Origin of the sequence: Massilia rubra (assembly GCF_011682065.1) — a bacterium.
GTDB classification, from domain to species: Bacteria; Pseudomonadota; Gammaproteobacteria; order Burkholderiales; family Burkholderiaceae_D; genus Telluria_A; species Telluria_A rubra.
In genome coordinates this window covers 293248-319323 of record NZ_VUYU01000006.1, presented here as the reverse complement: position 1 = coordinate 319323, position 26076 = coordinate 293248, and the positions used below count along the sequence as shown (strand labels likewise).

The window sequence follows — 26076 nt, the reverse complement described above, 5'->3', positions numbered from 1 at the left end:
ACTTGAATTCAAGAGCAATCGGTACTGTACTGGCTGTGACTTTGTTTACTGGCGCCACGATGGCTCCCGCCCTGGCGCAGATCCGCGCGCCGTCGCCCCAGGCCGACCGCTTGCCTTCGGCCTGCACCCGGCTCGACTGGCCGCCCGAGGCCAAACGCTACGAGCTCGAGGGCACAACCGTGCTCGACTACCGGATCAAGGAGTGGCGCATCGCCGATGTCAAGGTGCGCAAAGGCAGCGGCTGGCCGATCCTGGACGCCGCCGCGGTGCGTAGCCTGCAAGCGTGCAAGCTGAAAACAGATGCCGCGCAGCCACGCGAGAGCGCCGTGCGGACGGTCGATTACGTCTGGGCCAGCGCCGCCGGACTGTCGGCGCGGCCGCAGCTGCGTCCCGACAGTTGCGCGCCCTCCGCACAGGTGCACGGCTTCGTGCCGCTCGACCGCACACCGACCGCCGCCGATGGCGTGCTGGTGCGCTTCCTGACCAATGGCCGCGGCGAGCCGTTCAATATCCGGCTGGAAGGGCGCGTCACCGACAACGCGCTGGCCGAGCACATCAGGCAGTACGTGCAGGGCTGCCGTTTTGTCGCCGCCAACGTTCCCGGGCCCAAGACCGATGCGGTGTACGGGCGCGTGCTGCTGGCGGCGCCGGGCAAATAAACCGACATGCATATCTGGCAATATTGCTTTCTTCGATATATGATCGTTTGCCGGCCCACTCCGGGCCGGATTATCGGGAGAGCATCATGAAGCACTGGATCAGCCGTTGGTTGATAGGCGTTGCACTACTGCATACTGCGTTTGCGTTTGTCGTCATGGGACCGTACATGCTGGAAATGCTGCGTGGCGGCCTGTTCAACACAGTCAAGAACATGACTTTGGCCGCGACCACCTGGTTCTTCCTGTTCGGCCTCTTGCTGGCGTTGATGGCGGTGCCGCTGCATGCGCTCGAGAAAGCCGGCGTGGCGCTGCCCAAGTCGTTCGGCTGGGGCTTGCTCGGACTGGCCGCGCTGGGCGTGCTGCTGATGCCGGACTCGGGTTTCTGGCTGGTTTTCCCGCCCGCGTTCGCCATTCTACGGCGCAAGACCGAGGTGGGCATGGCTGGCGGCGCCATGCAAAACATCGTCACCGGGCCGGGCGTGCCAAGATAATCGCATCGGACGGGAACTGTCGCGCAGCGCGCGGGTCTTATCTTGAACGCCGATTCGCGACACGCTGCTACACTACGCGCTTCCTATTGATGAAGACTTCGCATGGACGATTTGTTCAAGACCGAACCCGCAGCGCCCCTCGCCGAAGCGCTGCGTCCGGCAACGATTGACGAGGTCATCGGCCAAAGCCATTTGCTGGGCGAGGGCAAGCCCTTGCGCCTGGTATTCAGGTCGGGCAAGCCGCATTCGATGATCCTGTGGGGGCCGCCCGGGGTCGGCAAGACCACCCTGGCGCGCCTGACGGCCAATGCCTTTGGCTGCGAATTCATCGCCTTGTCGGCCGTACTGTCGGGCGTGAAGGATATCCGCGCCGCCATCGAACAGGCCGAGCACCACCTGGCGACCGGCAAGCACACGATTCTGTTCATCGACGAAATCCACCGCTTCAACAAGTCGCAGCAGGATGCCTTGCTGCCTTTTGTCGAGTCCGGCCTGGTGACCTTGATCGGCGCGACCACCGAAAACCCTTCGTTCGAGGTCAATTCGGCGCTGCTCTCGCGTGCCCAGGTGTACGTGCTCAAGGCGCTGACCGACGCCGAGCTGTTGCAGTTGCTTAAGCGCGCCCAGGACAAGGTGCTGGGCCACCTGACGTTCGACGAGGTCGCCATCGCCACCCTGATCGGTTACGCCGATGGCGACGCGCGCCGCTTCCTCAACCTGCTCGAACAAACCAAGACCTCGGCCGCCACCTCGGGCCTGACGCACATCACCGGCGAATTCGTCGACAATGCGCTGACCCTCAATTCGCGCCGCTTCGACAAGGGCGGCGACAATTTCTACGACCAGATTTCGGCGCTGCACAAATCGGTGCGCGGCTCGCATCCGGACGCGGCGCTGTACTGGCTGTGCCGCATGCTCGACGGCGGCGCCGATCCGCAATACCTGCTGCGCCGCATCGTGCGCATGGCGTGGGAAGACATCGGCATCGCCGACCCGCGCGCGATCCAGATCGCCAACGACGCCGCCGCCACCTACGAACGGCTCGGCTCGCCCGAAGGCGAACTGGCGCTCGGCCAGGCCGTCATCTACCTGGCCATCGCGGCCAAGAGCAATGCCGGCTACAACGCCTACAACCGGGCGGTGGCGTTCGTCAAAAAGGACAAGTCGCGCGAGGTGCCGGTCCACCTGCGCAATGCGCCGACCAAGCTGATGAAGGAGCTCGGCTACGGCCACGAGTATCGCTACGCGCATGACGAACCGAACGCCTACGCGGCCGGCGAAACTTACCTGCCCGATGGCATGGTCGAGCCGCGCTGGTACGAGCCGGTACCGCGTGGAATCGAGGCCAAGATCGCCGAAAAACTGGCCTGGCTGCGGGGGCTGGACGCCGACGCCGGCGACTAAGAGTGCCCGACAAACCGGTCACTTATTCTGGGAGCAACAACGGCGTACACTGAGCTATCGCGACCGGCCGCTTTCGGCCAAGAACGAACGGTCACGTAGACATCTATGCTAACTCGTCGCTTTGCGATCTGTAACACGTTGGGAGCACAATCTTTGAATAGTACATGTCTCGTCTTTTTTCGCGATGGTTCATCGTCACTTCTGCGAGCCGAGGAGGAGCTCAGGCGCTACAAATTCGATGTGAGATTTGATGGGACCTCATTGTTCGCGAGTAGGTTTCAGTCGCAGGAGTTTCAGATCACGCTGGCACAACTTCCTCATGTCCTAATTGAGGCACGAAAGATCGCCCAGGGGACGGAATATGCGCAAGCTCTTGGGGAGTGTGGCTCTCGATTTGAAATCAGTATTCCTGATTTGGATGCAGCCCTTAATGAGATCAATTCATTGATTGAGGTCCAAGGTGCATTGCAGGATGCTTCGTCTGGTTACCTGTTCTTACCTTGGAACGAACAAATCATTAAGCCGTGGGACGCGTCTTGACCGATGCTTTTCTAAACCATTTAATCCAGCGGTCGTCTTGCGGCGCCGTAGTACAGTCATGCTGAGGTCGTTTTCACTTACTCGGCAATGTCTGCAATGGGGCGGAAGCTGTCGTACCTGCCCGCGGTCCGCGCGCTAAGATGACGGCCGTATTCGCAAACAGACCGATGTCATGGCCAAACCCTTCTTCCCGAAGACCTTTGGTCGCTTATAGAAGCTCATCTTCCAACTTTCAGTAGATCGCCGAAAGGTGGGCGACCGCGCATCAACGATCGTGCAACCCTGTCGGGAATCCTGTTTGTCCTCAGAACCGGAATACCTTGGGAGTACCTGCCGCGTGAGCTTGGGTGCGGGAGCGGCATGACGTGCTGGCGTCGCCTTCACGAATGGATGCAGGCAGGTGTTTGGCAGAGCGTCCACGAGGCGGTCCTGCGGCGGCTCCGAGAGTATGACCAGATCATGTGGGATCGAGCCTGCATTGACGCAGCCTGCCGGCACCGGCTGGTGGCGAGCATACTGGCCCAAACCCGACTGATCGCGGCAAGCTCGGCTGCAAACACCATTCACTGGTAGATCAGCGTGGACTGCCGCTGGTAGCCCAAATCACAGGCGCGCAGGTGCATGATTCGCGCATGCTCATCCCTCTCCTAGAATCGATTCCGGCTGTTAAAGGGCTATCCGGCCGCGCGCGCAAACGTCCAGGTAAGCTACATGCTGATCGAGCCTACGCTTCAAGAGCACATCGGGCCTGGCTGCGCCGGCGAGGAATCTCAGCACGGATCGCACGCTACGGCGTCGAGTCACGCGAAAGGCTTGGCCGATGGCGTTGGGTCGTTGAACGCACCCTCGGGTGGCTACACCGTTTTCGCAGACTGCGCATCCGTTATGAACGGCGAGCCGACATCCACCAGGCCTTTCTTTCGCTTGCCTGCTCACTCATCTGTTGGAGGTCCGTCGAGAGGTTTTGTTAGGCGCTCTAAGGCACACCCAGCCCGCAACGGCGGGCGTTCTTGCGTGCCGAACACAGCTCGTCGCGGGCTTGCGCATCCTGTCCCGGCATTCCGGCGCTTCATCGCAAGGCGCTGGAAGGGTGGCGGGCGAGTGGGTAAAGTAACACCATACCAACTCGCCCCACCCACTGGAGAAGATCATGAAAGTCCGTAAAAACCTCGAAGCCGTTTTCCTCGCAGCGACCGTCATGGTCACGTTTGCCGCTTACGCCACCGCCGATGTGCCGGTGCGCGCCACGGCCGCGCCGGCCCATGCCGCCGCCGTCGCCGACAGCACCATGACGGTCGTGGTGGTCAGCGCCAAGCGCCTGAGCGCCGCCGAAAAAGCCGCGCAACAGTAAGCAGCAAGCAGTAAGCAGTAAGCGTAAGCACGCGGCCGGCGTCAACTTATTACTGCCATATTTGCATTTTTGCACTATGATAAAAGTCTTATCATAGGAGTCATTAATGCAAACAGTCATGAAATTTTCGCAACGTTCCCTGTTGTGGATGCTGGGCGGCCTGCTTGCCCTCGGCATCGCCGGGTGCAGTTCCGAGCCCAAGGAGCGCGCGGCGTTCATCACCTTCCTGCAAACCCGTATTGTCGACAAGCCCGGCGTGCATGTGCCCAGGCTGACCCCGGAAGAAGAAAAATCGTTTGGCGCCTACAGCAAGCATTTTGCCGTGATCAGCGATTACAACAGAACGATCGATAGCAAGGTCGAGCAGCCCTTGCGCAACGTCACCGGCATGCGCATGCCGCGCACCATCGCCGACCTGCCGGCATGGCGCGAGAATATGGTCACCTTGCGCAAGACCAGCGTGCAAGTGCGCAACACGATCGATACCGAGCAGGCCGCCGCCGGCGCCAAGCGGGTCGCGCTCAAGCAGCCCGACGACCTGCGCATGGTCTTCGACAAGGCCTATGGCCGTATCGTCTCGGACCCGGGCAATGGCGTCAAGGACATGCTGACGGCGCTCGAAAGCATGATCGACAGCGCGGAAAAACTGACGGCTTTCATGGATGCCCACAAAGCACAGATCAGGCTCAACGGTGCCATGGCCGAGGTCGACGATCAAAAAGTGCTGGATGAAATGAATGTGCTCATGAAGGACATGAACGCCGGCAGCGAGAAGGTGGCGCAGGCGCAACGCAAGCTCAACGCCTTGGTCTCCGGCCGCTAAGGCGGGGAGAGCCGCCGCGATGCCGGCCCGGCAAGGTGCCATTGTTCAGGGAATCGGTTAAACTGTTCATTGAACAACCGGCCAGTGCGCGTTGTGCAGGCACGGGCCTGCCGCCCGGCTGCCTCATCAAGTGCATCGCCTTGATTTGAGCGTTGTGAAACCGGCTTCCTCACGAAGCTTTTATTTTGCTTGAACCGCGCGCGGGACCATCCGCACGCGCGGTTCTCAGGGAGAAGCGATTCCGGCGACGGGTCCTTCCGCCCTCCACATACCGGCACTTCCGACAATGATAGACATTCAACTTCTCCGTAAAGATATCGACAACGTCGCCGCCCGCCTGGCGACGCGCAAGTTCCAGCTCGACGTGGCCGGCTTCACCGCTCTCGAAGCCGAACGCAAGGCGATTCAAACGCGTACCGAAGAGCTGCAAAGCAAGCGCAACTCGTTGGCGAAACAGATCGGCATGCTCAAGGGCAAAGGCGAAGACACCTCGGCCGTGATGGCCGAAGCCGCCGGCCTGGGCGATCAGCTCAAGGCTGACGAAAGCGCGCTGATCGACGTGCAAGCGAGGCTGGCCGTGTTCATGGAAGCGGTGCCGAACCTGCCGCACGCCTCCGTGCCCACCGGGGACGATGAAAGTGGCAACGTCGAAGTGCGCAAGGTCGGCACCCCGCCGGTATTCGACTTCGAGGTGCGCGACCACGTCGACGTCGGCAGCGCGCTCGGGCTCGACCTGGTGACGGCCGTCAAACTGACCGGCTCGCGCTTCTCGGTGATGAAGGGCGGCATCGCGCGCCTGCACCGCGCGCTGGCCCAGTACATGCTCGACACCCACACCGGCGAGCACGGCTACACCGAATGCTATACCCCCTACCTGGTCAACGCCGATTCGCTGCGCGGCACCGGCCAGTTGCCCAAATTCGAAGCCGACCTGTTCTCGGTCAAAAAGGGCGGCGCGGAAGGCGAGGGCGAGACCTTCTACCTGATCCCCACCTCGGAAGTATCGCTGACCAACACCGTGCGCGACGAAATCGTTGCCATCGACACCTTGCCGATCAAGATGACAGCGCACACGCCGTGCTTCCGCTCGGAAGCGGGCAGTGCCGGGCGCGACACGCGCGGCATGATCCGCCAGCACCAGTTCGACAAAGTGGAATTGGTGCAGGTGGTCCATCCCGACACCTCGTACGACGTGCTCGAAGAGATGGTCGGGCACGCCGAAGCCATCCTGAAAGGGCTGGGCCTGCCGTACCGCGTGATGTCGCTGTGTACCGGCGACATGGGTTTCGGCGCAACTAAGACCTACGACCTGGAAGTGTGGCTGCCGGCGCAGAACACCTACCGCGAGATTTCGTCGCTGTCGAACTGCGAAGCGTTCCAGGCGCGCCGCATGCAGGCACGCTTCCGCAACGCGGCCGGCAAGCCGGAACTGCTGCACACGCTCAACGGTTCCGGCCTGGCCGTGGGGCGCACTTTGGTGGCGGTGCTGGAAAATTACCAGCAGGCCGATGGCAGCGTGGTCGTGCCGGAAGTGCTGCGTCCGTACATGGGCGGCCTCGCCGCGTTGACGCCCTGAAAATAGCGCTTCCCTTTTTTTGGGAGGGGGGCTATAATTTTGCCTTCTCGCAGCAATGTGAGAAAGGAGAGGTGGCAGAGTGGTCGAATGTACTTGACTCGAAATCAAGCGATGGGGCGACCCATCCGTGGGTTCGAATCCCACCCTCTCCGCCAGGAATAAAGAAGGAATCCCCTACTGCCAGGGGATTTTTTTTGAAGTAAGCAGGAGAGGTGGCAGAGTGGTCGAATGTACTTGACTCGAAATCAAGCGATGGGGCGACCCATCCGTGGGTTCGAATCCCACCCTCTCCGCCAGTATCAGGAAAAACAGCTCCCCAACGGGAGCTTTTTTTTCGTCCGTGCAACCCCGTTTGCGCTCCCGATCCGTTTCACGATGCAGCCGATGACACATTGTCCAGTCGGGTTCCCTCCATCTCAAGAAACGGATTTCCGCATGAAGCACACCATCTCGCTGCAGCGTATCGACATCGCCTCGCCTTGCACGGCCTCATGGGACGACATGCAAGGCGATGAACGCGTGCGTCACTGCAACGACTGCAACAAGAACGTCTTCAATCTGTCGGCCATGCCCGAGGCCGACGCCACCCGGCTGCTGGCGGACAACCATCAAGGCGATCTGTGCGTCCGGTTTTACCAGCGCCAGGACGGCACGGTGATGACCAGCGATTGCGGCGACAGCCAGCGCGCCATGGTGCGCCAGGCGTGGCGGGGCCTGCCGCACATGGCCGGCGCCGCCGCGCTGGCCCTGTCCGCCGCCTTCGCCGCCACCCCAGCCCCCGCTACGGCCGCCGCCGCATCGCCTGCCGCCAAGCCGCCGGCGATGCGGGTGACCATGGGCACGCCACCGGCAACCCGCCCGCCACGCGAGCCGGCGCCGTCCGCAAGCGAGGCGATCGGGCAAGAAGACGCTGCCAGGCCACATCGCGAGCTCACCGGCAGGGTGGCAGTGGCGCATGATCGGGCTGAGCCGGCAGGCAAGGGCGCGCAGCGCAACCATGGCGTCCATTGGGAAGGTGCTCCCCCCGTCGAACCGGTCCAGCCGGCGAAGTAAGGTTTGCGCCGCCCTGTGAGTTTTCATGGACGGGGCATTACGCTTGTCTCAGGAAGCCCGATCAGGGCTGGTCGGATCACTACTATGCTCCTTTGATAACATTCCCGGAGCCGACACCTGCGATGAAAACCATGTTGCTTTTGCTAGCGCTGCTGAGCGCCACGCCGGCCCGTGCGGAAGCGCCGATGAATCAATGGCTGGTGTCTGCGGTCGCGAAAGAAATGGGAAGAACCCCCTCCCAGATCAGGAAAAGCGTCACTGAAAACAATTGCGAAGGGCGGCTCGGCGCAACGGAAGAGTGCTTGTCGGTGAAACTGGCCGCGCGCGAAATCCAGATGCGCACGCAATATGCGCGTGCGCAAAAGCGCCTGCCCGAGGCGCGCGATCGCGACAAGCTGTCCAGGGCGCAGCAGGCGTGGATTATCTTTCGGGGCGCCAGTTGCGAATATGAAGCGACGACCACGGGAGAGGCCCGTTCCTACGGCGTGGAAGAGCGTGCGTGCCAGTCGTCGATGACCGAAACGCGCATCAAGACCTTGCGCGCGTATGCGGAATGTGGGAATGACAACTGCTGATCCGGCAGCGTTGTATACTTGCGCAAGTGAATCATTAAATGAAACAGTCAGGAGTCGTACATGCGTAAATTAGCCACTGTTCGCAAGGTCATCGATATCGCGCCGATTCCGGGCGCCGATGCGATCGAATGCGTCACGGTCGACGGCTGGAAGGTCGTATCGAAGAAGGGCGAATTCCAGATCGGCGGAAACGCCCTGTATCTCGAAGTCGATTCCTGGGTGCCGGAAGCGCTCGCGCCTTTCCTGTGCAAGGACAAGCGCGAGTTCAATGGCGTGTCCGGCGCGCGCTTGCGCACCGTTAAACTGCGCGGACAGATCAGCCAGGGCCTGCTGCTGCCCGTGCCGGAAGGCGCCGCCGAGGGCGACGACCTCAGCGAGATGCTCGGCATTCAAAAGTACGAGCCGCCGATTCCGGCCGATCTGCAGGGGATCGTGAAAGGGCCGTTCCCGTCGTTCGTGCGCAAGACCAATCAGGAGCGCATCCAGAATCTCGTGGCCGAGCTCGAAGAATGGGTGGAGGCCGGCCTGGAGTGGGAAGTGACCGAAAAGCTCGACGGCTCCAGCCTGACCGCGTATCTCTTCCAGGGCGAATTTGGGGTTTGCAGCCGCAATCTCGATTTGCTTGAAACCGAGAATAATTCCTATTGGAAGCTTGCACGCGAGAACAAGCTGGAAGAGTTGCTGCGCGCAAGCGGGCGCAACCTGGCTGTGCAAGGTGAGCTGATCGGGCCTAACGTCCAGGGCAATCCTTACGGCGTTGGCGCGCCGCAACTGCATGTGTTCGACGTCTACGACATCGACCGTGGCGGCTACCTGACGTCGGCCGAACGCATGGCCCTCCTCGACGGCGCCGGCATCTTGCATTGCCCCGTGCTGGGAACGCAACATCTGGCAGGCGCGAGCGTTGCATCGCTGTTGGCCAGCGCCGAAGGCAAGAGTGCGCTCAAGGCCGGCACCGAGCGTGAAGGGTTCGTTTTCAAGTGCCTGAGCGCGGATGTCAGCTTCAAGGCCATCAGCAACAAGTTTTTGCTTGGCGAAAAATAAACTTAACCCCGTTTGCATGACACGGCCGTTTCATTCTGTACCGATGTGAAAAACGCCCATCCGGGCTTCCACGCACTTAACGAAACGGATCCGACCATGAAACCAGCACGCCCCCGGCATCAGCCCATTGCACTGCACCTTGTCGAGATTCCGGTACCTTGTAGCGCATCTTGGGACGAGATGACGGGCGATCATCGCGTCCGTCACTGCAAGGGGTGCGACAAGAACGTCTTCAATCTGTCGGCCATGCCCGCCGTGGAAGGGGCCGCGCTGATCGCGGAGAACGTCAATGGCGATCTGTGCGTGCGCATGGACAAGCGCCAGGACGGCAGCGTGGTCTCCAGCGATAGCGCCGACAGTGTACGCGCCAGCGCGCGCCAGCCATGGCGCCGGCTGCCGGGCCTTGCCGGCGCCGCCGTGCTGGCCTTGTCGGCCGCCGGCTGTTCCACACGCGACGTCCAGCCCGTCACGCCGGTGAGCGCCGGCGCGACGGTCACCCCCGAGCCGCTCACGATGGAGCTGATGGGCGTGCCGCCAGCGACGGAACCTCCTGCCGTTGTTGTTGCGCCAGCGAGTTCGCCCGTCAAGGGCGCACGCCAGTGCGAAAGCGACGCCCGATTACAGCAGCTGATCGGCAAGCCGCAAGCCGGGCATTCGATGCCGACGGTACTGATCGATAGTAAAGGCATCTGCACGCGCTGATCGGCCAGGCGGCCGCTTGCGCTGAGTTTATGCGTTGGTCGGCAGCGATTGCTGCTGCCGTGCGATCAGCGCATGCAGCAGTGCGAACGATAAAACCGAACTCGGATGAATCTTGTGAAACACCTTGCCATCGACATCGATGATGCTCGATTTCTCGGCCCACAAATTGGTGTTGATATTGCTGATGCGGGCGATCTGGATACTTTTCTGTCCGATCTGCAAGCTGTCCGCGCTCAGGATCATGTCGAACGTCGGGAAATCCATATTCCGCGTGGCGACCATGCTTTTCGATTGCGCCACGCTGTCCTCGAAATAGCGGAAGATCACCGCTTGTCCGGCGCGCAGCCGCTGGTGCAAGGCCTCGCCCCGATGCTGGATCTGCAGGCTGTTCAAGCGGTCGCTCAATTCGGCAAAGCGGTGAATGCGGCTGCCGATGAACGTCCACGGCGCACCCGGCGCGGCGCGATAGCCGATACCGCCGTAAAAGAAGCTGTACAGGTCTTCCAGGTCGCGGTACAGGGTGACATTGTCGCCATCGGGACCGCTGGCGTGGATGCCGTTCTCGAACAAGCGGAAGGTCGGCTGCGATGCCGCCAGGCGCCAGAACACAAGCGCGGTCACGACGCCCAGCGCCAGTGAACCGAATCCCACCATGTACAGGAACGACACATCGCCGTTGAGTTGGAAATCGATGCCGATGCGCGTGGTCATCCACAGCACGAACAAGCCGGCCGCGGCGAACAGCGCCGCCATGAACAAGCCGACGCCAAGAAACGAGCGGCTTTTTCCATAGGTGGCAATCAATGGACCGAGCGCCCCGGTGGCGCCGCTTCCCGCATCTGGCTTCTTTTCAGTGGAAATCATTGCTCGCTTTCGTGATCGACGGTGACTGCGCCTGCATCGCGCAGCATGGCAAGGTTAAGAAACTGACAACCGATTCTATCAAACTTCGTTGGCACGGCCCTTGCGCATCTTTTTCAGCCGGCGCGCCTCCTTGCGGCGCCGCGCCTGCATATCGAAGATCATGAAATGCAGCACCTCGCCCGACAGAATCGCCTTCGCATGCATCTTGTGAAAATCCGAGCCATCCTTCTTGCTCCGTATCGTCATGCTGTTTGTCCAGCGGTTGAAGCTGAGCACATCGATGTGCTTGATGTCGATGATTTTCTGGCCGATATGCACCCGCCGTTCATCCATGGTCAGCACGAACGTCGGATATTCCTCGAAATACTTTACGCCATGGCTGACGCTGCGTGCGGCCTTGTCGTCCAGGTAGCGGAACGTGAGCGTTTCTCCGGCGCGCAGCCGGTCGACTAGTTTGGCGGCCCGTTGTTCTCTATGCAGATAGCGCAGGCGGTGAGTCAAGCCACTGCATTGCCGAATGCGTTTGCCGATCAGTATCCAGGGCTGCTGCGGCGTGTTCCGAAAGGCGCAGGTGCCGTCATCAAAGTACAGGATGTCTTCGATATCGCGATACAGGGCGGCGTGCCGCCCGTCGGGGCCGCTGGTGCGAATGCCGCTCTGATACAGCCGGTAGGTCTGCTGTGCCAGCGAAACGCGCCGGATGCCCCAGCCGATGGCAAAGCCCAGGACCACGGCGCCGATTCCCGCCGCCCCGAGCATCCATGCGTTGCCGGCGTACTCATACCTTGCCACGTCCTGCGTGCTGAACCAAAACACGAGCAAGCCGCCCGCTGCCAGCAGCGTGCCGATGGTATTGCCGGTTAAACGGAAAAAATGCTCGTTGCGGTGCGTCGCAAGCAAGGCGCCGAATGCAGCGTCGTCCGATGCTCGTTGTTGTGTCATTACTCGCCTTGTGATCGAATCCGTGAAGATTTTACCAAGCGAACCCGTCCCGCGTGCCAGTCGCATGGCATCGACTATTGCAATATGGCGCTGGCGTCCCATCTATGATCGGAAAGGCATGCTTGAGTATATGCCTGGATGCAAACTATTACTTGAATAACGAGGACGCACAGATGAAAACAGAACAAGCAATCCTGGCCGGCGGGTGTTTTTGGGGCATGCAAGACTTGATCCGCAAGATGCCTGGCGTTCAGTCCACGCGGGTCGGTTACTCGGGCGGCGACGTGCCGAACGCCACCTACCGCAACCATGGCACGCATGCCGAGGCGATCGAAATCACCTTCGATCCCGATGTGATGAGCTACCGCAAGTTGCTGGAATTTTTCTTCCAGATCCACGACCCGTCCACGCCGAATCGCCAGGGCAACGATTCCGGCATGAGCTACCGGTCCGCCATTTACTATGCCAGCGAGGAGCAGAAGGCAACCGCGCTCGACACCATCGCCGACGTCGACGCCTCCGGCATGTGGCCCGGCAAAGTGGTCACCGAGCTGGCGCCGGCCGGACCGTTCTGGAACGCCGAGCCGGAACACCAGGATTACCTGGAGCGCAATCCGGGCGGCTACACCTGCCACTTCGTGCGCAAGGACTGGCGCCTGCCGCAACGCGACCAGAGCGTGGGATAAGCGCTGCCGCAGCCGTCGCCCGATGACGGCTGCGGCGCGCCCTGGCTGCCTTTACTTCAGCAGCACCGCAATATCGAGCACGGCCACGCCGCCGGGGCCGATCACCGAGGTCGCCGGATTGGCCGTGCCGTTGAACGGCGCCGCCGCGCCCGTCGCAACGTCAACCCGGTACAGCGTGGCCGGCCCCGTGCCCGCGCTGCGCAAGGCCGCCAGCACCAGGCCGTTGGCGCCGCCGGCGATATCCATGCCGCCAGCCCCCATCGCATCGACGCCGAGCGCGCCGATATTGGTCAGCGTGCCATCGTTGGGCGGATTTTGCAGCGCCAGGTTGTCGCTGGCGCTGTCGAGCACGAACAGCATGGTCGCCGTGGCGCCGGCAAAGCTGTTGGTGTAGGCGCCGGCCGTGACCACCGGCGCGGCCCCGGCGCGGTTGATGGCGCCGTCGGTCGTGGTCGCGCCCGTGTCGACATTGATGCGCAGGCTCTGGCCGCTGTCAGCGACCACGCGCAGGCGGTCGGCCACCGGGTTGAAGTCGACCGTGAACGCGCTGCCGGATATCGCGCTGAACGGCAGCGTGAGATCGGCCACATCGACGGCCAGGGTCGCCCTGGCCGTCGCCACGCCGGTGTTGGTATCGATGGTGACGATGCGGGCGCTTGAGGTAATCCCGTACAGCATGCCATCCTTCGGCCGGATATCGAAGCCGAGCAGTTTTTCTCCGCTGTTCATGCCCGTGATGGCGACATCGGTATCGAATTTGGCCGGGGTTTGCGGCTTGAACGAGACCAGGTGGGCGCCGTCGGTCAGGCCCAGCACCACTGGCGCCGCCGGCGTGCGCACGGCCAGGCCTTTGACGGTATCGGCCAGGTCGAGCGCGGCCACCAGCGTGGCCGGGTTGGCCGTGGCGGCCAGGTTGATCGCATACAAGCCGGCCTTGCCGCCCACCGTCAGCAGCGCCAGGCCGCGGTTGTTGCGGGCGTCGATGTCGAAGCCGCCCACGGCGCTGGCCGTCACGCCCAGCGCGACCGGTACGCTCAGGACGCCATTGTTGGGCGGGTTCTGGGTGTACAGGGTGCTGCCGGCGGCGTCGATGACGAACAGGGTGGTGCCGCTGGCGCCGGCAAACGCGTTGGTGTACGCGGCCGCCGTGATTTTCGCCGTTGCCGGGCCGCCGTTGATGTTGCCGTCGGTGGTGCTCGCGCCCGAGTCGACGTTGATGCGCAGGTTCTGGCCGGTGTCGCTGACCACGCGCAGACGGTCGGCGACCGGGTTGAAGTCGACCGCGAAGTCGGCGCCGGCCAGGGTCGTGAAGGGCGCGCTGGTGTCGGCCGCGTCCGCTACAAGGGTCGAGCGCAAGCTGGCCGCGCCCGTGCTTGGATTGATCGTGTAAATGCGCCCGCTGCTGCCCACGCCGTACAACTGGCCGTCCAGCGGGCGGAAATCGATGCCGAGCAGGGTCTCGGATGCTTGCAGGCCGGACAGCGCCACATTGGTGCGTACGGTAAGGTCGGCGTTGAGCGAGACAATGCGCCCGCTCGCGGTCAGCATGACCGTGTCGCCCGCCTCGACCACGGGTTGCACCACCACCGGCGGCGGCGCGGCAGGGGAGTCGTCGTCGCTGCCGCAGGCGGCCAGGGTCATGGCGATGGCGGAAGCGAGCAGGAGCTTGCTGAAGGGGACGTTGTGCATGGTGGCCTCGTTTCTTATGAAAAAATCACCCGGGTCGCGGGAGCGCACCACCAGATACGTGACGACTTGCTAATCGGATTCAAATTTCTTCACTTGTTTAACCCCGCCGTCGCGCGCGCGCCGTTTCATTGTGCAGTCGTGCCCGGCATGCTTGGGCGGGCCTTAACTTACTGACAAGAGATGGATTTCAATATGCCCAACTTGAACAACGACGCCAGGGTCATTGCCTTGCATCGCATCACGGTCGCCTCGCCCTGTACCGCGTCCTGGGACGCCATGCAGGGCGACGAGCGGGTGCGCCACTGCGGCGGCTGCAGCAAGCAAGTCTTCAACCTGTCGGCAATGCCCGAAGCCGAAGCTGCCATGCTGGTGGCCGGGCAAGGCGCGGGCGGCTTGTGCGTGCGGTTTTACCGGCGCGCCGATGGCACCGTGATGAGCAGCGATTGCGGCGCGCCGTCGGCCCGTCCGGGTCCCGCATGGCGCGCGTTGCCGGGCCTGGCCACGGCCGCCGTGCTGGCCATGTCCCTGGCCGCCTGCGCGCCGCGCGCACCGGCGCCCGGCGGCATGCCCATCAGCGAGGTCGACGCCATGCCGGCAACGCCGCCGCCATTCGTCATGGGCGAGATCCCGGACCCGGCCGTGCCGCAGGTCGATGTCGTAGCGGAGCCGGATGCGCAGGCTGTGGTGGAATAATCGGGATCGGTTCGCCAGGCCGGCGCAAGCGCCGTCCTGCGATGCGATGCCTGGCCAGGACCGCCGGGCATCGCATCGCAAGAATGACGGATCAGCCTGGCGTGCCGGCTTTGTTGCGGCTGCGCAGGGCGCGCCAGATCGGCACGCCGCCCAGGAGGGCGACCAGCAGCAATGGCCACAGGCCTGCCAGCGCCAGGAACACGTTCAGCGTGCCATCCCAACCGCCGCGCAACTGGTCTTGCAGCCGGCTGGCAAAGCCCGGGCGCAACTGGCGGTACATGCTGTCCACGTCCACGCGTTCGCTTTGCAGCACGCGCGATGGCTGGCGCAGCGTCAGCGCGATCGTACTGAACGCCACCTGGTCCTCGAACACTTTCTTTGCCAGCAGGGCGGCATCGCGCGTGGACTTGGCGTCGCCGCGCATGGCGATCACCTCGGTTCTCTGCATCAACCTGCCGCCGTCGCGGACCGCCTCGCCCAGTTCGGCCTGGGTCTCCTGGCTGCGCATCGCGTCGAGCTGCTGGCGCAGCAGGTCGAATTGGGCATCGTGCGCCGCGTACTTGCGCTCGTCCAAAAACACCACGTGGCCGGCGATGGCGCGCAGGAATTCCTGGGTCTTGGCGCTGGGCACGCGCACCACCAGTTGTCCCTCCACCGTATATTCGTTCAGCTCGATCAATTTGCCGTCCCCGATCGCCTGGCGCTCGGTGCGCGTGCTGCCGGTACTGATCTCGTTCTTGACCACGAAACCGCCATGGCTGGCGACGCTGTCCTCGATGCCGAGCGCGGCAAGATACACATCCTTGACGCGGAAGTTTGCGCTGGCCGTGCGGATGAACTTGCGCTCGCCGTCGTTGTAGGCGGTGGTGCCGCCGCCCAGTTGCTGGGCGGCGCTGGCCATCGTAAGGGGCTTGGGCTGCGCCGGCGTCTCTTCGCTGGCCGCGCTGCGCCTCTCGCTCAGGTTTGGCGCGGCCGCCGGCGCTGCCGCCGCGCGCGCGCTCGCCTTTTCGGCCGGGGGTGGCGCTGCCGGCGCTTGCAAACTTGCAATATCGACCGTCTCGACGGCGGCGGGGCTCGCGTGCTCTGCCGGTTCTTCTTTTTTGCCGCATGCCGTCATCAGCGCGAGCAGGGTTATGCAGCCGGCGACGCGCTTGGCGGGTGTCAGGTCCATCATGGCAATCCTTGGGTTGAACGATTAAAAACGGCGGCAGGGCGGCAGGGCGCCCGCTGCCGGGCAGGGACCAGAAACGCATCCGCACCCATTAAACGATTCAGCAAGGAAAAAGGGGTTAAGCGTGGCGCGGCGCCGGCAGAGGCAGGAGTCAGGCGACCTTGCGCGCGCCCGGCAGGCGCTGCAGCGCGCGCGTTTGCAGGGGCTTGTCGTGCCGGTCGCAGCGTGCGCGCAGCACGGCCATGTCGACCAGGTGCGGCTGGCTGACGGCGTCATCGAGCGTACTCTTGTACCAGAACACGTCGAGCGGCTCGTCGCTGTGCGCACGCACCCGGTCTTCGATCTCGGCCTGCAAACTTGCCTGGCAGTGGTACGGGTCGAGCGCCACCCCGAAATGGCGGTGCATGATCTCGCGCACCTGGGCGCTTTCCTGGCGGACGACCTTTTTGTCGAAAATGAACGAGCCGATCCCGGCCACGGCGGACAGCGCCATGATCAGCCCGCACAGCACCTTGCTGGAGGTGTTATCAAGCATATCGAACGCGATCAGGGCAATCACGAACGCCAGCGGCATCCAGATGCGCAGGTAGCCGCACAGGATCGAGCGGCCATCGAGGTTATTGAGCTGGTAATAACTGCCGGTCTTGAAATCGACGTAATGGCTGCTCATCGGAATGAGCGGCAGGTAGTACAGATGGCCGAACACGGTTTGTACCGATGTCGTGCCGACCTTGTGGACGGCGCCGTAGGCGCGTTTGCCCCAGATGATAAACATGATGGCTCCAATGAATGATGCGCCGCACGCGCGGTTGGCGGAAAGTATGACGGCCTTATCCGCATTAATCAATGTGCAACTACGTGTGCAGTCTAGCAACACCATATAAATACGCGAATTTAGTCAAAAATACAACAAGCCAGCGCGAGAAAAGCCCCAAAGCAAAACTCGATGGGAACAGCGGTTTTTGCGATGGCGGCCCGTTCGCATGGATAATTTTTTTTCAATGTTAGTATTGTGAGCATGCCAAGTGTTATGCTTGTATTCATGTATGAATTGCAATCAATTGAGGATTTTGACAAGTTATGAGTTACGATAAATGGTTAGAAGGAATTAAATCCTCCTCCGGAAATCCTGTTTGGAACGATCACGACTGCGATATTCAGCTGGCGGTGAACGAGTACAATCGTCACCTCGGCACGACGCCGGGTTTTTCTCCCTTGGACTGGCGGTTCGTAAAAGCGATGTTATGGACCGAAACAGGCGGTGCAAACCCTGAATGGAAGAAAAAACCGATGCAGATCGGCGTGCCCGGCGATGCTGGGATGATGGCCTTGCTGGGGGATAAGGAGGGTGGCAAGCAGATCATGCCGCCTAACATCCGCGCACTGCTGAGCAGCGATTCCATCCGCACCAATCCGTCTCATAACATTCGTGGTGGTATCGGTTACATGCTGATGCGAATGGCGAAATTCGCTTACGTCAGCGTACGCGAGCCTGGTTCACGCGTCGAGGAAGTCAAAGTTGGTTCTGGCGACAATTTCGATAAGATTGCTTCGGCAAATTCAAGCACCATCGAGGTAATTCGCGAGCTTAACCCAAGGCTCAACGTATTGCACAAGGGTGATGTCGTCAAATTTCAAATGGCCAGCATGCAGAAGGTCATTGCTGGCTGGCGGCAGATTAACGCCGCGGCGGTGATGGACCGCTACAACGGCCGCCGTGATCCGCGTTACGCGGAAAAAGTCAATGTTTGCCTGACCTATCTGAAGGGGAGGGATGCCCAATGCGCGTCTTGACCGCTTTTTTTCTCCTTGCGCTGGGCGCAGCGCCGCTGTGCCAGGCGAGCAAAAAACCGGCCCCTCCGGCGCCGCAAAAAAATGCCATGGAAGTATGCGACGAATTCTCCCAAGCGGACATACGCGACTGTTTGGCCAAGCTGGCGGCGAGCAGCGCGGCATTGCTGAAAACTGCGGAAGCCGGCACTGTCGCGGCGATCGGCAAATGGGACGAAGATGAGGGTTATGTCACGGCGGCGAGGGCGAAACTCAAGCAAGCGAACACGGTCTTCGCGCGTTACCGTGAGGCGCAATGCGGCTTCGCAACGTCGCTCGCCGGTGGCGCTGCCGGCAACTCGCATGAGATAAGCCGGCTCGCTTGTGTGGCCGACCTGAACGCGCAGCGTGCGCACAGATTGACGAGCGATGCCAAATCGTTGCCGCCGCGCTGACGCTGGCTGTGGCGCCGCCTCCACTGGCGCGTGAGAGGGAACCGGACGAGCGTCCATGAAAAAAGCGGCATGTCTGCGATAGCCAGGATGGTGCTGGACGTCGTCGTGCCGCTGAAGGACGCCTGGGACGACCTCGACTGATCCGGGGCATTGCGCAACAGCGTTCCACTGCCACGCACATGCTGGTCAGTGTATATCCGCCATCCACGGCAAAGCTCGGCCCCGTGACAAAGCGCCCTTCGTCGCCTGACAGCCACACCGCCCGCATCGCCCGGCAGTCCCGCCCGGCGCAGCGGCGCACTAGAGATGCAGTCAAGTCATGTCAATATGACGTTGAGGTTAGGCAAAAACACAACATGCATGCTGATATACGGCCTATATTGTTGCGATTGCAACACTCAACCTTGTGGGTTGTTTCTTCAGTGTTGGCATTATTATCATGGCAAGTGCTATCCTTACTGCGCGTTGGGATGTCAATCCAGCGTGCGCTGCAATGACATCGCCATGCGCATTCCCGGCAGCAGCTTTATAAAGGAAAAAAACCATGCGCACAGTAGTGAACATTATTCCGGTGGCGCTGTTATATGCCCGCAAAATTGGTTTGACGCTGGAACGGGTGCGCGATGTAAAGGGAGCGTCATGTCCGACGTAAGCGATTTTCTCATCGTGGCGCTGCTCGCAGGGGTAATCGCTACGCTGGAGGCAAAAGCGCAGACGACGACACCGGTGACCGGCGCGGCGGAAAACTGCGATCAGTTCTCGCAGTCGGACAGGCGCGATTGCGTTGATAAAATGGCTACCGACAGCGCGCTGGTGCTGAAGGAGGCGGAGGCGAAAGCCGTTGCCGCGATCGCAGGATGGGATGAGGATGATAAATATACCAGGTTAGCGAAGTCCAGGCTCGCTGCTTCCCGGATCGCCTTTGCGCGTTTCAGGCAGGCGCAGTGCGCCTTTGCCACCTCGATGAGGGGCGCCGCCGCCGGGGATTCGCACGAGATCAGCCGACTGGCGTGCGTAGCGAACATGAATGCCGCTCGCGTGATCGATCTTGCGCGCGAGACGGCCGGCTTGCCGCCCAAGTAGTCCGTCGGTCGTGCTGCCCTGTAATGGCGGCCTGTCTTGTTGCGGTTGCAACTCTCAACCTTGTTGGTTGTTTCTTAAGTGTTGGCATTATTATCATGGAAAGTGATATCCTTACTGCGCGTTGGAATGTCAATCCAGCGTGCGCTGCAATGACATCGCCATGCGCATTCCCGGCAGCAGCTGTATATAGGAAAAAAACCTCATGCGCACAGTAGTGAACATTATTCTGGTGGCGCTGTTGGCTTCGTCGCTGAGTGCGGTGCAGGCTCAAGCGTCCGCTGCGGCGCCACAACGCGTCGAAGACAAAAAATGCGGTGAGTTTTCGCAAGCTGGCAGGTACGATTGTTTCAGTAAATTGCATGCGAAGAGCACGGTATCCTTGAAGAAGGCCGAGGCCGCTGCGCTGCAAAAAATTGCCCAGTGGTTCGAGAATGACCGTTACAAAAACATTGCCAGGACCACGATGCGGTCCGCCGGCGTCGCCTTTGTGCGCTACCGCGAGGCCAAGTGCGCGTTTGCCGATTCGCTGCGCGGCGGCGCCATCGGTAACGCGCACGAGATCAGCCGGCTTGCCTGTTTGGGCGCCGCGAATACCGAGCGGGCGCTGGAGTTAAAGCGCTATACGGACCATTTTCCGCCGGATTAAGCGTTTCGACGCGGCGAAACTATCGCAAGAAGCGGCGCTCCAGCCGTGACCGCGCCCACTGGCGGCGGCACTCATTTGTTGAAAAGGCAGTCGTATGCATGTCCAGAAATCCAAAGTGCAACATCCCGCTACGCTTCGCCATGGCGTGGCCCGGATCGTCCTGGCGTTGCTTGCCGCGCCCCTGTTGTCACTGCCGGCGCTAGCGGCCAGAGCGGCGCCGCCAGTCAACCCGTTCGACGACTGCGAGCAGTATTCGATGGCCGGCAAGCATGAATGCATTGAGAAGTTGGCCATCAAGAGCGCGCTGGCGCTGAAAAAGGCCGAGGCCAAGGCGGACGGCGTCATCGCCAGGTGGGATGAAGACGACAGCTACATCCAGCAGGCAAGGGCCAGGCTGCGGGCATCGAACACGGCGTTCGCATCCTACCGCCTGCATCAGTGCGCCTTCGCCATGGCCAGCATTGGTGGCGGCGCCGGCAATGCGCGCGGTACGACCCAGCTCACTTGCGTGGCCGAAAAGAATCTGCAGCGCGTGCAGGAACTGGCGAGTGAGACGGGCGTATTGGAACGCAGGTGAGCGTCTTTGTTGGTTTTTGTTCAGTGTGACATTCATCTCACATCAAATGGTAAGCTTGCAAACGGTTTGTTGTTCAGACGACATTTCACGAGGAGCGCCGTGGACGGCGACGCAAAGTGGCGGCACAGTCTGATCAACTCGTCGGGCGTCGCGGGCGTTCGCGTGCTGCACAAGGATCAGGTGTTCAAGATTCGGAAAGCCACAGTGCGGAAGGTCATCACCAGTTCCATCGCGCTGTTCTACAAGGGCGGCGACAAGCATTACACGCGCAAACGCAATTTTTCGCTGGGGCTCACGCGCAAGGGCCGCAATAGTGTGTGCACGCCGTAAACGGGCGTGTCCTCGAACAGCCCGTGTGAGCTTGGGCCAGGCGCCTTGCGCCAGCGGCCCGACCCATGGTCCAAATGGAGAGCAGAGAAGATGATTCGTGCCAACGAGCGCCTGCACCGGCGCACAAAAAAGGGACAGCATGTCGCTCAGTTTCAGGAGTTCACGTTCGCCGTCGAGGCCCGCTTCCGGGGCGCGCCGGACAAGGACAAGCTGTTCGCGATGATGGATGATTTCATCGACATCGCGATCGAGGGCAATGGCCTGGTCTTCGGTGGCGGCTTGAGCGACGCGTTCAGTGGCTGGGTGTCGGCGGGCGCGGGATCGCCGCCCTTGGGCGATGAGCATCGCGCCCTGGTGGGCGCCTGGCTGACGCAGCAAACCTTGCTGGAAGACGTCGTCGTGGGGCCGCTGAAGGACGCCTGGGACGACCTCGACTAATCAGGGCAGGGCGCACGAGGTATCTGAACGGGCCGCCGGAGGGCGCTCACAGATCGACGATCACCAGGCTGCCGTGGCTGCCCGCCAGCACAGCGTGCGGCGTTCCCGCCTCGACCAGGTACATGCTGCCGGCCTCGACCGTTACAGCCGCCCCTGCCACATCCAGCAGCATCTGCCCCGTCATCACCAGCAGGGCCTCGTTATAGTCATGCGTTTCCTCGCCATAGGCCAGCGCGTCCATCCTGAGCAGCTTGACCCTGGCCGGGCCGACCTGGCCCAGCACATGGGATTGCCACGCTGCCGGCAGCGCGCCGGCAAGACCGGGCAAGTCGAATAAGGGCATGAACCACTCCTTTGAAAAATTATTCCACGAACGTTTGTTTGATCCGCTCGGACTTGAGCATATAGGGTATCCATATCAGCGGCGGCACTAACGTTCGCAAGAGCGCAACGATAGAGTCCGTGTCGAGCAGGGGGCGGCCGGGCAGCATCAGGTGCAGGGCGATCGTATAGCCGAAATAGAAGAGGATCGACAGAATTTGCGTTGCAATGAACAATCTGGGAAAGCCGCGTTGTTTGCCGAAGAACTGGCAAAACAGCACGATCGATCCGATGAAGGCGGCAATGCCGAAGGATACTTCGAGCAACACCAGGGGCTTCCATCCCCAATGCACGACGCTGCCCGGCGCGTTAATGGCGGCCCATGGTTCTCCGTAGAAGAAGTCCTTGAGCATTTTCGGCATCACGGCCAGCATATACAGCGGCCCGATCACCACGATCAATCCCACCACAATCAGCCAGCCTTTCACGCCTTGCAGGTCGGTCTTCGCTTGGTCCACGGCGCACTTCTTTCTTCATTCTGGTAAGCCAGTATCTTAGGTGAGGACCGCCCGTAATGCCAAAAAGAAATTTTGAGGAAGTGCTCGGATCTGCACGGACTATAATATCGATCCAATAACATTTTTGTGGCCGGGAAATGGCGAAAGACATCTATTTTTTCGGCAAGGACGGCCGTTACGCGGCCTTGTCCAACTTCGCCGGTAGTGCGTTTTCGCTCGACGGGCATGCCTGGCGCACGATGGAGCACTATTTCCAGGCCATGAAATTCGAAGGCAGCGCCCAGTTCGAGCGCATCCTCGGGTGCGGCTCGCCCAAGCAGGCCAAGGACCTCGGCCAGAGCCGCGCCACCCCGATCCGGCGCGACTGGGATGAGGTGAAAGAAAGCATCATGCTGCGCGGCTTGCGCCAGAAATTCCAGGACCCCGAGCTGCGCGCGCTGCTGCTCGGCACCGGCAAGAAACGCCTCATCGAGGACTCGCCCTACGACAGTTACTGGGGCATCGGCCCGAACGGCAAAGGCAAGAACCGCCTGGGCGAACTGCTGATGCAGTTGCGCGAGGAACTGTCCCCCCGCGACTGACTATGCCTCCCGGCATGTGACGCCGCCTCTGTGCTGGCACAGGCGGCGCGCTGACACTGGCCAAACAAGGGTCGCATCCGCTCCCGTACGCTGGGTTCAGGTCCAGGACGCCACCGTGCGTGCCTGCCTGTCCCCTTGAACGTGTATGAGGAGAACTAAAATGGCACTGCAAGCAATGTGGGTCCCTGGCTACGTCGCCCAGGTCGAAATTCCCGGCAACACGCGTTTGCGCCTGGTCAATGGCATACCCTGGACCGATGTGACCGGACTGCGCGTCGGCTGGGGCACCACCTTCCGCGGCGCGGCCAACCAGACCAACTGGTTTCACTTCGCCATTCCCACCCCGGTGATCACCGACGGCAAGCGGGTGACGCTGGACCGCGTGTTCGTCCTGTACAACGCCAGCCCCGGCGCGCGGGTGGAAGCGGCCCATATCTGGGACGGTCCTAACCGGATCCGCAATTATGATGGCTTGAACCTGACCGGCAACCATGGCGGCGGCATCGATGCATCGAACACCTGGGCCGGCGGCGGCGGACCGGTATTCTGGGGCATTGGCGTTTCCATCCTGGTGCGCTTCACCAGCGAGGCCAATATCCATTTCAGCACCGCCGGTGGCGACTTTACCTCGTAAGCGCTGTGGCCGGACTAGCAGCCTGTCGGACTTGGGATCGTCGGCTGCAAAAATACCTGGGACGGTCCATATTTCGCCGCTTTCTCGGCCAATAGCTCGCTATTGGCACTGCGAAATCGTCAAAATCTGGCCTCGCCCAGCTATTTTTTCGCTTCGACTCCCCAAGTCCGACAGGCTGCTTGCCTCAATAGAAATATTTGGTGGCCTTGGTCCATTTACTCGCCGGATAGTATTTGTGGACCACTTCATACGCCTCGCGCGAGTAGCGTGCGCGCAACTGCGCCGCTTCGGGCACCTCGGTGCCGTACGGGCACTCCATGCGGGTGGACGCGACCAGCAAGTGCAGCGCTTTCGGCGCTTCTTCACCGGCCGGTTTGGTGCGCGCCCATGGCAGCAGGGTGGGCGCGAGGAACTCGGTGCGCAGGGGCAGGCGCAGCAGTGCTGCCTGCTCCTTGGCCGCCTCCAGCGTCTGCTGCGCGCTTAAAAAGCGCGGGGCCGGCGCGCCCTGGCGCACCACCACCGGGCCGTCGCCCCACTCCTTCTTGCAACCCCAGTAGCGCTTTTTCTCTTCCTTGTCGAACAAGGCAGGATGCAATTCCGGCGTGTTGACCAGGATCAGCGCGCCAGCGACCTTGCGCTCGGCGCCGCTGGCCGCCTTGCGGTAGCGCTGGTACAAATGCGCGGTGCTCTTGCGCGGCTTGGCGACCGCGTCGAGCAGGCTCAGCGCAGTTTCCTCGTCGCCCGCGCTCAGGGCGCGCGCCAGCATGCCTTCTTCCAGCTTCGCTTTCCAGGCTGGCGGCAGCAGCCGGTGCGCCCGCAGCACCTTCAGTTCGGCCATCGGCAGGTGGCGCCAGACGGCGACGTCGAAATCGTCGTCGGTGGCCTGTTCGTCCGTCTTGGCCGGGGCCGCGTCGATTTCTTCGCCGCGCTCGACCTGATCGATGCGGCGCGGCGCCGCTGTCAGGAACGCGTCGAGCGTGCCGGCCGAGAGCATCTTCAGCGAAAGGAAGCGGTTGCTGGTGGCCGCCGACATCTGCTTGCCCTGGGCCGCGAGCAGACGGTCGATATCGTGGTCGGCGCGCTCGCCCTGGCGTTCGGCCAGCGCCAGGCGCGCCAGATGGTATTGCACGGTCTGGTACAGCGGATGGTTGGCCGGCATGGCCGACGCGGCCTTGCGTTCGGCCGCGCTCAGCTCGTTCGAACGGGCCAGGCTCAGCAATGGCGCCAGCCAGATCGGGTCGGCTTGCTTGAGCCAGCTCTTGCGCAGGGTCTCGAGCGCAGCCACGCGTTGCGCCTGCAACAGTTCGCCCCGGTCGGACGACCATTGATCGAGCACCGCGTCGGCCTGCATGCTGGCGATCCACGCCGTCATCGGTTCCCTGGCGGCCATGGTGACACTGCGCGGCAGCTTGTCCATCAGCACCAGGTAGTCGCTCAGCATGCGCGCGGTGTCGGGACCGAACGGCTCTTTCTCGAGCGCGCGCGCCAGCGCGGCCAGGCGCGCGGCCGGGTCCAGGCGGGCGTCGACCAGGGTCGCCATCTGCCTGGCCGGGGCCGACGTTTGCGCCAGCGCGTCGAGCTCCAGCTTCGCTTGCGCCAGGGCGTCCAGGCGCTCGCGCGCCGCTGGCTGCTCGCCCAGCGGGAATTGAAGCGTGGCCTTGCGGATCAGGGTGCGCGCCGCAAGGTAGGGCGCCAGGGCTTGCCACGGCGAGGCCGGCTCACGCGCAATCTGCTGGAACTGGCTGCGCGCCTGGTCGAAATTACGCGCGTAAAAATTGGCGGCGGCGCTCTGGTAGGCGTGGTCGTGGCGCAGCCAGGCGGGGGTGTCGGCCGGCAGCGGCGGCGGTAGCTTGACCACGCGTTTCGGCACCGGCTTGTCCCAGTCGTGGCGCGGCTCCTCGCAGTTGGCGAACACCGCATCCTGGCCTTGCAGCCACAGCTTGAACCAGGCGTCCGGCTTGCCGCCGGCAGCGAGCCCGGCGCGCGCGGCCATGGTCAGGCCGGCCTGCTTGAAGGCGTCCGGATGGCAATTCAGATACGGGTCGCCGCGCGCGGCGACGGCCGTCACGTCGATCTGCATCTCGGCCGGCAGCGCCAGTTGCGCCGCCAGCGGCGCGCGCGCGGCCAGCCAGCTCGACGGGCCGTCACCATCGGAGTCCAGGCCATTCCACGCGCTGGTCGTGCCCACGTGCCAGGAATCGATGTGCAGCGCCGCCACCTGCTGCTTGCTCAGCGGGCGGCCCCGCGCGGCCTGGTAAGCCAGGTAGTGGTACACGCGCCAGTAACTGCCCGGCAGGACGCCCACATTGCCGGCGGCGAACAGCGCGGCGTTGGCGGGCTGGAATTCGGAGGCGAAGCGGCTGGTCTGGTAAAAGTCGTCGCCGCTGGCCGAGGCCGGCGCGGCGGAGATCCACAGCATGGCGGAGGCAAGCAGGGAACAGGTGCGGGAAAGACGCATGA

31 protein-coding genes and 2 tRNA genes are annotated in these 26076 nt (G+C 62.3%); 25 read left to right on the top strand and 8 right to left on the bottom strand.

Annotated elements, in window-relative coordinates:
• Positions 1-59 precede the first annotated feature (59 nt).
• The 14 genes from F0185_RS11860 to F0185_RS11800 all read left to right on the top strand — a co-directional run bounded on the left by F0185_RS11860 (position 60) and on the right by F0185_RS11800 (position 10218).
• On the top strand, positions 60-659 hold the full coding sequence (locus F0185_RS11860) for an energy transducer TonB (protein ID WP_167224583.1): 600 nt from the start codon (positions 60-62) through the stop codon (positions 657-659).
• Positions 660-745: 86 nt separating this feature from the next.
• Entirely contained in the window at positions 746-1150 is a 405-nt protein-coding gene (locus tag F0185_RS11855) for a DUF6463 family protein (protein ID WP_187362496.1), read from the top strand.
• Between the two features lie 102 nt (positions 1151-1252).
• Positions 1253-2554: a replication-associated recombination protein A gene (locus F0185_RS11850; protein ID WP_166882150.1), complete on the top strand. Its 1302-nt coding sequence runs from the start codon at positions 1253-1255 to the stop codon at positions 2552-2554.
• A gap of 105 nt (positions 2555-2659) precedes the next feature.
• Entirely contained in the window at positions 2660-3094 is a 435-nt protein-coding gene (locus F0185_RS34420; RefSeq protein ID WP_223164496.1) for a hypothetical protein, read from the top strand.
• 210 nt (positions 3095-3304) lie between these two features.
• Positions 3305-4065, top strand: a protein-coding gene (locus tag F0185_RS11845; protein ID WP_370664006.1) for an IS5 family transposase whose coding sequence is annotated in 2 segments (ribosomal slippage) — positions 3305-3583 and positions 3586-4065 — 759 coding nt in all. Because the reading frame shifts where the segments join, the coding sequence is not laid out codon by codon here.
• A 179-nt stretch (positions 4066-4244) separates the two neighbouring features.
• Positions 4245-4445: a hypothetical protein gene (locus F0185_RS11840; protein WP_167224581.1), complete on the top strand. Its 201-nt coding sequence runs from the start codon at positions 4245-4247 to the stop codon at positions 4443-4445.
• 118 nt (positions 4446-4563) lie between these two features.
• Complete coding sequence (locus F0185_RS11835; protein WP_167224579.1) at positions 4564-5268, top strand: DUF3053 family protein; 705 nt, start codon at positions 4564-4566, stop codon at positions 5266-5268.
• A 286-nt stretch (positions 5269-5554) separates the two neighbouring features.
• Positions 5555-6844: a serine--tRNA ligase gene (gene serS, locus F0185_RS11830; protein ID WP_167224577.1), complete on the top strand. Its 1290-nt coding sequence runs from the start codon at positions 5555-5557 to the stop codon at positions 6842-6844.
• Between the two features lie 65 nt (positions 6845-6909).
• A tRNA-Ser gene (locus F0185_RS11825) sits at positions 6910-6999 on the top strand.
• A gap of 51 nt (positions 7000-7050) precedes the next feature.
• Positions 7051-7140, top strand: a tRNA-Ser gene (locus tag F0185_RS11820).
• 139 nt (positions 7141-7279) lie between these two features.
• Positions 7280-7897, top strand: coding sequence for a hypothetical protein (locus tag F0185_RS11815; RefSeq protein WP_167224575.1), 618 nt, complete (start codon positions 7280-7282; stop codon positions 7895-7897).
• 122 nt (positions 7898-8019) lie between these two features.
• Positions 8020-8472 carry a lysozyme inhibitor LprI family protein gene (locus tag F0185_RS11810; protein WP_167224573.1) on the top strand — a complete coding sequence of 151 codons (453 nt, stop codon included), beginning with the start codon at positions 8020-8022 and terminating at the stop codon, positions 8470-8472.
• A gap of 60 nt (positions 8473-8532) precedes the next feature.
• Complete coding sequence (locus F0185_RS11805; RefSeq protein WP_167224571.1) at positions 8533-9516, top strand: RNA ligase (ATP); 984 nt, start codon at positions 8533-8535, stop codon at positions 9514-9516.
• Positions 9517-9696: 180 nt separating this feature from the next.
• Positions 9697-10218: a hypothetical protein gene (locus F0185_RS11800; protein WP_167224569.1), complete on the top strand. Its 522-nt coding sequence runs from the start codon at positions 9697-9699 to the stop codon at positions 10216-10218.
• A 27-nt stretch (positions 10219-10245) separates the two neighbouring features.
• Here F0185_RS11800 and F0185_RS11795 read toward each other — a convergent pair whose 3' ends face one another.
• Positions 10246-11082 carry a hypothetical protein gene (locus F0185_RS11795; RefSeq protein ID WP_167224567.1) on the bottom strand — a complete coding sequence of 279 codons (837 nt, stop codon included), beginning with the start codon at positions 11080-11082 and terminating at the stop codon, positions 10246-10248.
• 78 nt (positions 11083-11160) lie between these two features.
• A complete protein-coding gene (locus F0185_RS11790; RefSeq protein WP_167224565.1) occupies positions 11161-12126 on the bottom strand; it encodes a hypothetical protein in 966 nt (321 codons plus the stop codon).
• Between the two features lie 71 nt (positions 12127-12197).
• Between F0185_RS11790 and msrA the strand changes: the two genes are divergently transcribed.
• Entirely contained in the window at positions 12198-12710 is a 513-nt protein-coding gene (msrA, locus tag F0185_RS11785) for a peptide-methionine (S)-S-oxide reductase MsrA (RefSeq protein WP_167224563.1), read from the top strand.
• A 51-nt stretch (positions 12711-12761) separates the two neighbouring features.
• Here the strand turns inward: msrA and F0185_RS11780 are convergent, their stop codons facing one another.
• A complete protein-coding gene (locus tag F0185_RS11780; protein ID WP_167224561.1) occupies positions 12762-14399 on the bottom strand; it encodes a DUF4394 domain-containing protein in 1638 nt (545 codons plus the stop codon).
• A 192-nt stretch (positions 14400-14591) separates the two neighbouring features.
• Between F0185_RS11780 and F0185_RS11775 the strand changes: the two genes are divergently transcribed.
• Entirely contained in the window at positions 14592-15092 is a 501-nt protein-coding gene (locus tag F0185_RS11775) for a hypothetical protein (protein WP_167224559.1), read from the top strand.
• Positions 15093-15183: 91 nt separating this feature from the next.
• Here the strand turns inward: F0185_RS11775 and F0185_RS11770 are convergent, their stop codons facing one another.
• Positions 15184-16266 carry a DUF4349 domain-containing protein gene (locus F0185_RS11770; RefSeq protein WP_223164495.1) on the bottom strand — a complete coding sequence of 361 codons (1083 nt, stop codon included), beginning with the start codon at positions 16264-16266 and terminating at the stop codon, positions 15184-15186.
• A 148-nt stretch (positions 16267-16414) separates the two neighbouring features.
• Positions 16415-17038: a hypothetical protein gene (locus tag F0185_RS11765; protein WP_167224555.1), complete on the bottom strand. Its 624-nt coding sequence runs from the start codon at positions 17036-17038 to the stop codon at positions 16415-16417.
• A gap of 305 nt (positions 17039-17343) precedes the next feature.
• Between F0185_RS11765 and F0185_RS11760 the strand changes: the two genes are divergently transcribed.
• The 7 genes from F0185_RS11760 to F0185_RS11730 all read left to right on the top strand — a co-directional run bounded on the left by F0185_RS11760 (position 17344) and on the right by F0185_RS11730 (position 21562).
• Positions 17344-18057 carry a lysozyme family protein gene (locus F0185_RS11760; RefSeq protein WP_229476941.1) on the top strand — a complete coding sequence of 238 codons (714 nt, stop codon included), beginning with the start codon at positions 17344-17346 and terminating at the stop codon, positions 18055-18057.
• Positions 18045-18488 (top strand): lysozyme inhibitor LprI family protein, encoded by a 444-nt coding sequence (locus F0185_RS11755; RefSeq protein WP_167224553.1) that lies wholly within the window; start codon positions 18045-18047, stop codon positions 18486-18488. The genes F0185_RS11760 and F0185_RS11755 overlap by 13 nt, the downstream gene beginning before the upstream one ends.
• A 504-nt stretch (positions 18489-18992) precedes the next feature.
• Positions 18993-19571, top strand: a complete 579-nt coding sequence (locus F0185_RS11750) for a lysozyme inhibitor LprI family protein (RefSeq protein ID WP_167224551.1) — start codon at positions 18993-18995, stop codon at positions 19569-19571.
• 202 nt (positions 19572-19773) lie between these two features.
• On the top strand, positions 19774-20217 hold the full coding sequence (locus F0185_RS11745) for a lysozyme inhibitor LprI family protein (RefSeq protein WP_167224549.1): 444 nt from the start codon (positions 19774-19776) through the stop codon (positions 20215-20217).
• A 115-nt stretch (positions 20218-20332) separates the two neighbouring features.
• Positions 20333-20794 carry a lysozyme inhibitor LprI family protein gene (locus F0185_RS11740; RefSeq protein WP_167224547.1) on the top strand — a complete coding sequence of 154 codons (462 nt, stop codon included), beginning with the start codon at positions 20333-20335 and terminating at the stop codon, positions 20792-20794.
• A 99-nt stretch (positions 20795-20893) separates the two neighbouring features.
• Positions 20894-21124, top strand: coding sequence for a hypothetical protein (locus F0185_RS11735; protein ID WP_167224545.1), 231 nt, complete (start codon positions 20894-20896; stop codon positions 21122-21124).
• A gap of 90 nt (positions 21125-21214) precedes the next feature.
• On the top strand, positions 21215-21562 hold the full coding sequence (locus F0185_RS11730; RefSeq protein WP_167224543.1) for a 50S ribosome-binding protein YggL: 348 nt from the start codon (positions 21215-21217) through the stop codon (positions 21560-21562).
• Positions 21563-21608: 46 nt separating this feature from the next.
• Here the strand turns inward: F0185_RS11730 and F0185_RS11725 are convergent, their stop codons facing one another.
• Both F0185_RS11725 and F0185_RS11720 read right to left on the bottom strand, forming a co-directional pair.
• On the bottom strand, positions 21609-21905 hold the full coding sequence (locus tag F0185_RS11725) for a cupin domain-containing protein (RefSeq protein ID WP_167224541.1): 297 nt from the start codon (positions 21903-21905) through the stop codon (positions 21609-21611).
• Between the two features lie 19 nt (positions 21906-21924).
• The gene (locus F0185_RS11720; protein WP_167224539.1) at positions 21925-22401 is read right to left on the bottom strand and encodes a DUF2569 domain-containing protein; all 477 of its coding nucleotides are present in this window, start codon (positions 22399-22401) and stop codon (positions 21925-21927) included.
• Between the two features lie 137 nt (positions 22402-22538).
• On the opposite strand from F0185_RS11720, the gene ybiA reads away from it, so the two are divergent.
• The gene (gene ybiA / locus F0185_RS11715; protein ID WP_167224537.1) at positions 22539-22982 is read left to right on the top strand and encodes a riboflavin biosynthesis intermediates N-glycosidase; all 444 of its coding nucleotides are present in this window, start codon (positions 22539-22541) and stop codon (positions 22980-22982) included.
• A gap of 160 nt (positions 22983-23142) precedes the next feature.
• Positions 23143-23616, top strand: a complete 474-nt coding sequence (locus tag F0185_RS11710) for a DUF6623 family protein (RefSeq protein ID WP_167224535.1) — start codon at positions 23143-23145, stop codon at positions 23614-23616.
• Positions 23617-23800: 184 nt separating this feature from the next.
• Here F0185_RS11710 and F0185_RS11705 read toward each other — a convergent pair whose 3' ends face one another.
• A complete protein-coding gene (locus F0185_RS11705) occupies positions 23801-26074 on the bottom strand; it encodes a hypothetical protein (protein WP_167224533.1) in 2274 nt (757 codons plus the stop codon).
• Positions 26075-26076 lie beyond the last annotated feature (2 nt).

Coding starts and splice junctions, on each gene's coding strand:
- F0185_RS11860 (WP_167224583.1), top strand. CDS start 60: ATGGCTCCCGCCCTGGCGCAGATCCGCGCGCCGTCGCCCCAGGCCGAC.
- F0185_RS11855 (WP_187362496.1), top strand. CDS start 746: ATGAAGCACTGGATCAGCCGTTGGTTGATAGGCGTTGCACTACTGCAT.
- F0185_RS11850 (WP_166882150.1), top strand. CDS start 1,253: ATGGACGATTTGTTCAAGACCGAACCCGCAGCGCCCCTCGCCGAAGCG.
- F0185_RS34420 (WP_223164496.1), top strand. CDS start 2,660: ATGCTAACTCGTCGCTTTGCGATCTGTAACACGTTGGGAGCACAATCT.
- F0185_RS11840 (WP_167224581.1), top strand. CDS start 4,245: ATGAAAGTCCGTAAAAACCTCGAAGCCGTTTTCCTCGCAGCGACCGTC.
- F0185_RS11835 (WP_167224579.1), top strand. CDS start 4,564: ATGAAATTTTCGCAACGTTCCCTGTTGTGGATGCTGGGCGGCCTGCTT.
- serS (WP_167224577.1), top strand. CDS start 5,555: ATGATAGACATTCAACTTCTCCGTAAAGATATCGACAACGTCGCCGCC.
- F0185_RS11815 (WP_167224575.1), top strand. CDS start 7,280: ATGAAGCACACCATCTCGCTGCAGCGTATCGACATCGCCTCGCCTTGC.
- F0185_RS11810 (WP_167224573.1), top strand. CDS start 8,020: ATGAAAACCATGTTGCTTTTGCTAGCGCTGCTGAGCGCCACGCCGGCC.
- F0185_RS11805 (WP_167224571.1), top strand. CDS start 8,533: ATGCGTAAATTAGCCACTGTTCGCAAGGTCATCGATATCGCGCCGATT.
- F0185_RS11800 (WP_167224569.1), top strand. CDS start 9,697: ATGACGGGCGATCATCGCGTCCGTCACTGCAAGGGGTGCGACAAGAAC.
- F0185_RS11795 (WP_167224567.1), bottom strand. CDS start 11,082: ATGATTTCCACTGAAAAGAAGCCAGATGCGGGAAGCGGCGCCACCGGG.
- F0185_RS11790 (WP_167224565.1), bottom strand. CDS start 12,126: ATGGGACGCCAGCGCCATATTGCAATAGTCGATGCCATGCGACTGGCA.
- msrA (WP_167224563.1), top strand. CDS start 12,198: ATGAAAACAGAACAAGCAATCCTGGCCGGCGGGTGTTTTTGGGGCATG.
- F0185_RS11780 (WP_167224561.1), bottom strand. CDS start 14,399: ATGCACAACGTCCCCTTCAGCAAGCTCCTGCTCGCTTCCGCCATCGCC.
- F0185_RS11775 (WP_167224559.1), top strand. CDS start 14,592: ATGCCCAACTTGAACAACGACGCCAGGGTCATTGCCTTGCATCGCATC.
- F0185_RS11770 (WP_223164495.1), bottom strand. CDS start 16,266: ATGATGGACCTGACACCCGCCAAGCGCGTCGCCGGCTGCATAACCCTG.
- F0185_RS11765 (WP_167224555.1), bottom strand. CDS start 17,038: ATGTTTATCATCTGGGGCAAACGCGCCTACGGCGCCGTCCACAAGGTC.
- F0185_RS11760 (WP_229476941.1), top strand. CDS start 17,344: ATGAGTTACGATAAATGGTTAGAAGGAATTAAATCCTCCTCCGGAAAT.
- F0185_RS11755 (WP_167224553.1), top strand. CDS start 18,045: ATGCGCGTCTTGACCGCTTTTTTTCTCCTTGCGCTGGGCGCAGCGCCG.
- F0185_RS11750 (WP_167224551.1), top strand. CDS start 18,993: ATGCGCATTCCCGGCAGCAGCTTTATAAAGGAAAAAAACCATGCGCAC.
- F0185_RS11745 (WP_167224549.1), top strand. CDS start 19,774: ATGCGCACAGTAGTGAACATTATTCTGGTGGCGCTGTTGGCTTCGTCG.
- F0185_RS11730 (WP_167224543.1), top strand. CDS start 21,215: ATGATTCGTGCCAACGAGCGCCTGCACCGGCGCACAAAAAAGGGACAG.
- F0185_RS11725 (WP_167224541.1), bottom strand. CDS start 21,905: ATGCCCTTATTCGACTTGCCCGGTCTTGCCGGCGCGCTGCCGGCAGCG.
- ybiA (WP_167224537.1), top strand. CDS start 22,539: ATGGCGAAAGACATCTATTTTTTCGGCAAGGACGGCCGTTACGCGGCC.
- F0185_RS11710 (WP_167224535.1), top strand. CDS start 23,143: ATGGCACTGCAAGCAATGTGGGTCCCTGGCTACGTCGCCCAGGTCGAA.
- F0185_RS11705 (WP_167224533.1), bottom strand. CDS start 26,074: ATGCGTCTTTCCCGCACCTGTTCCCTGCTTGCCTCCGCCATGCTGTGG.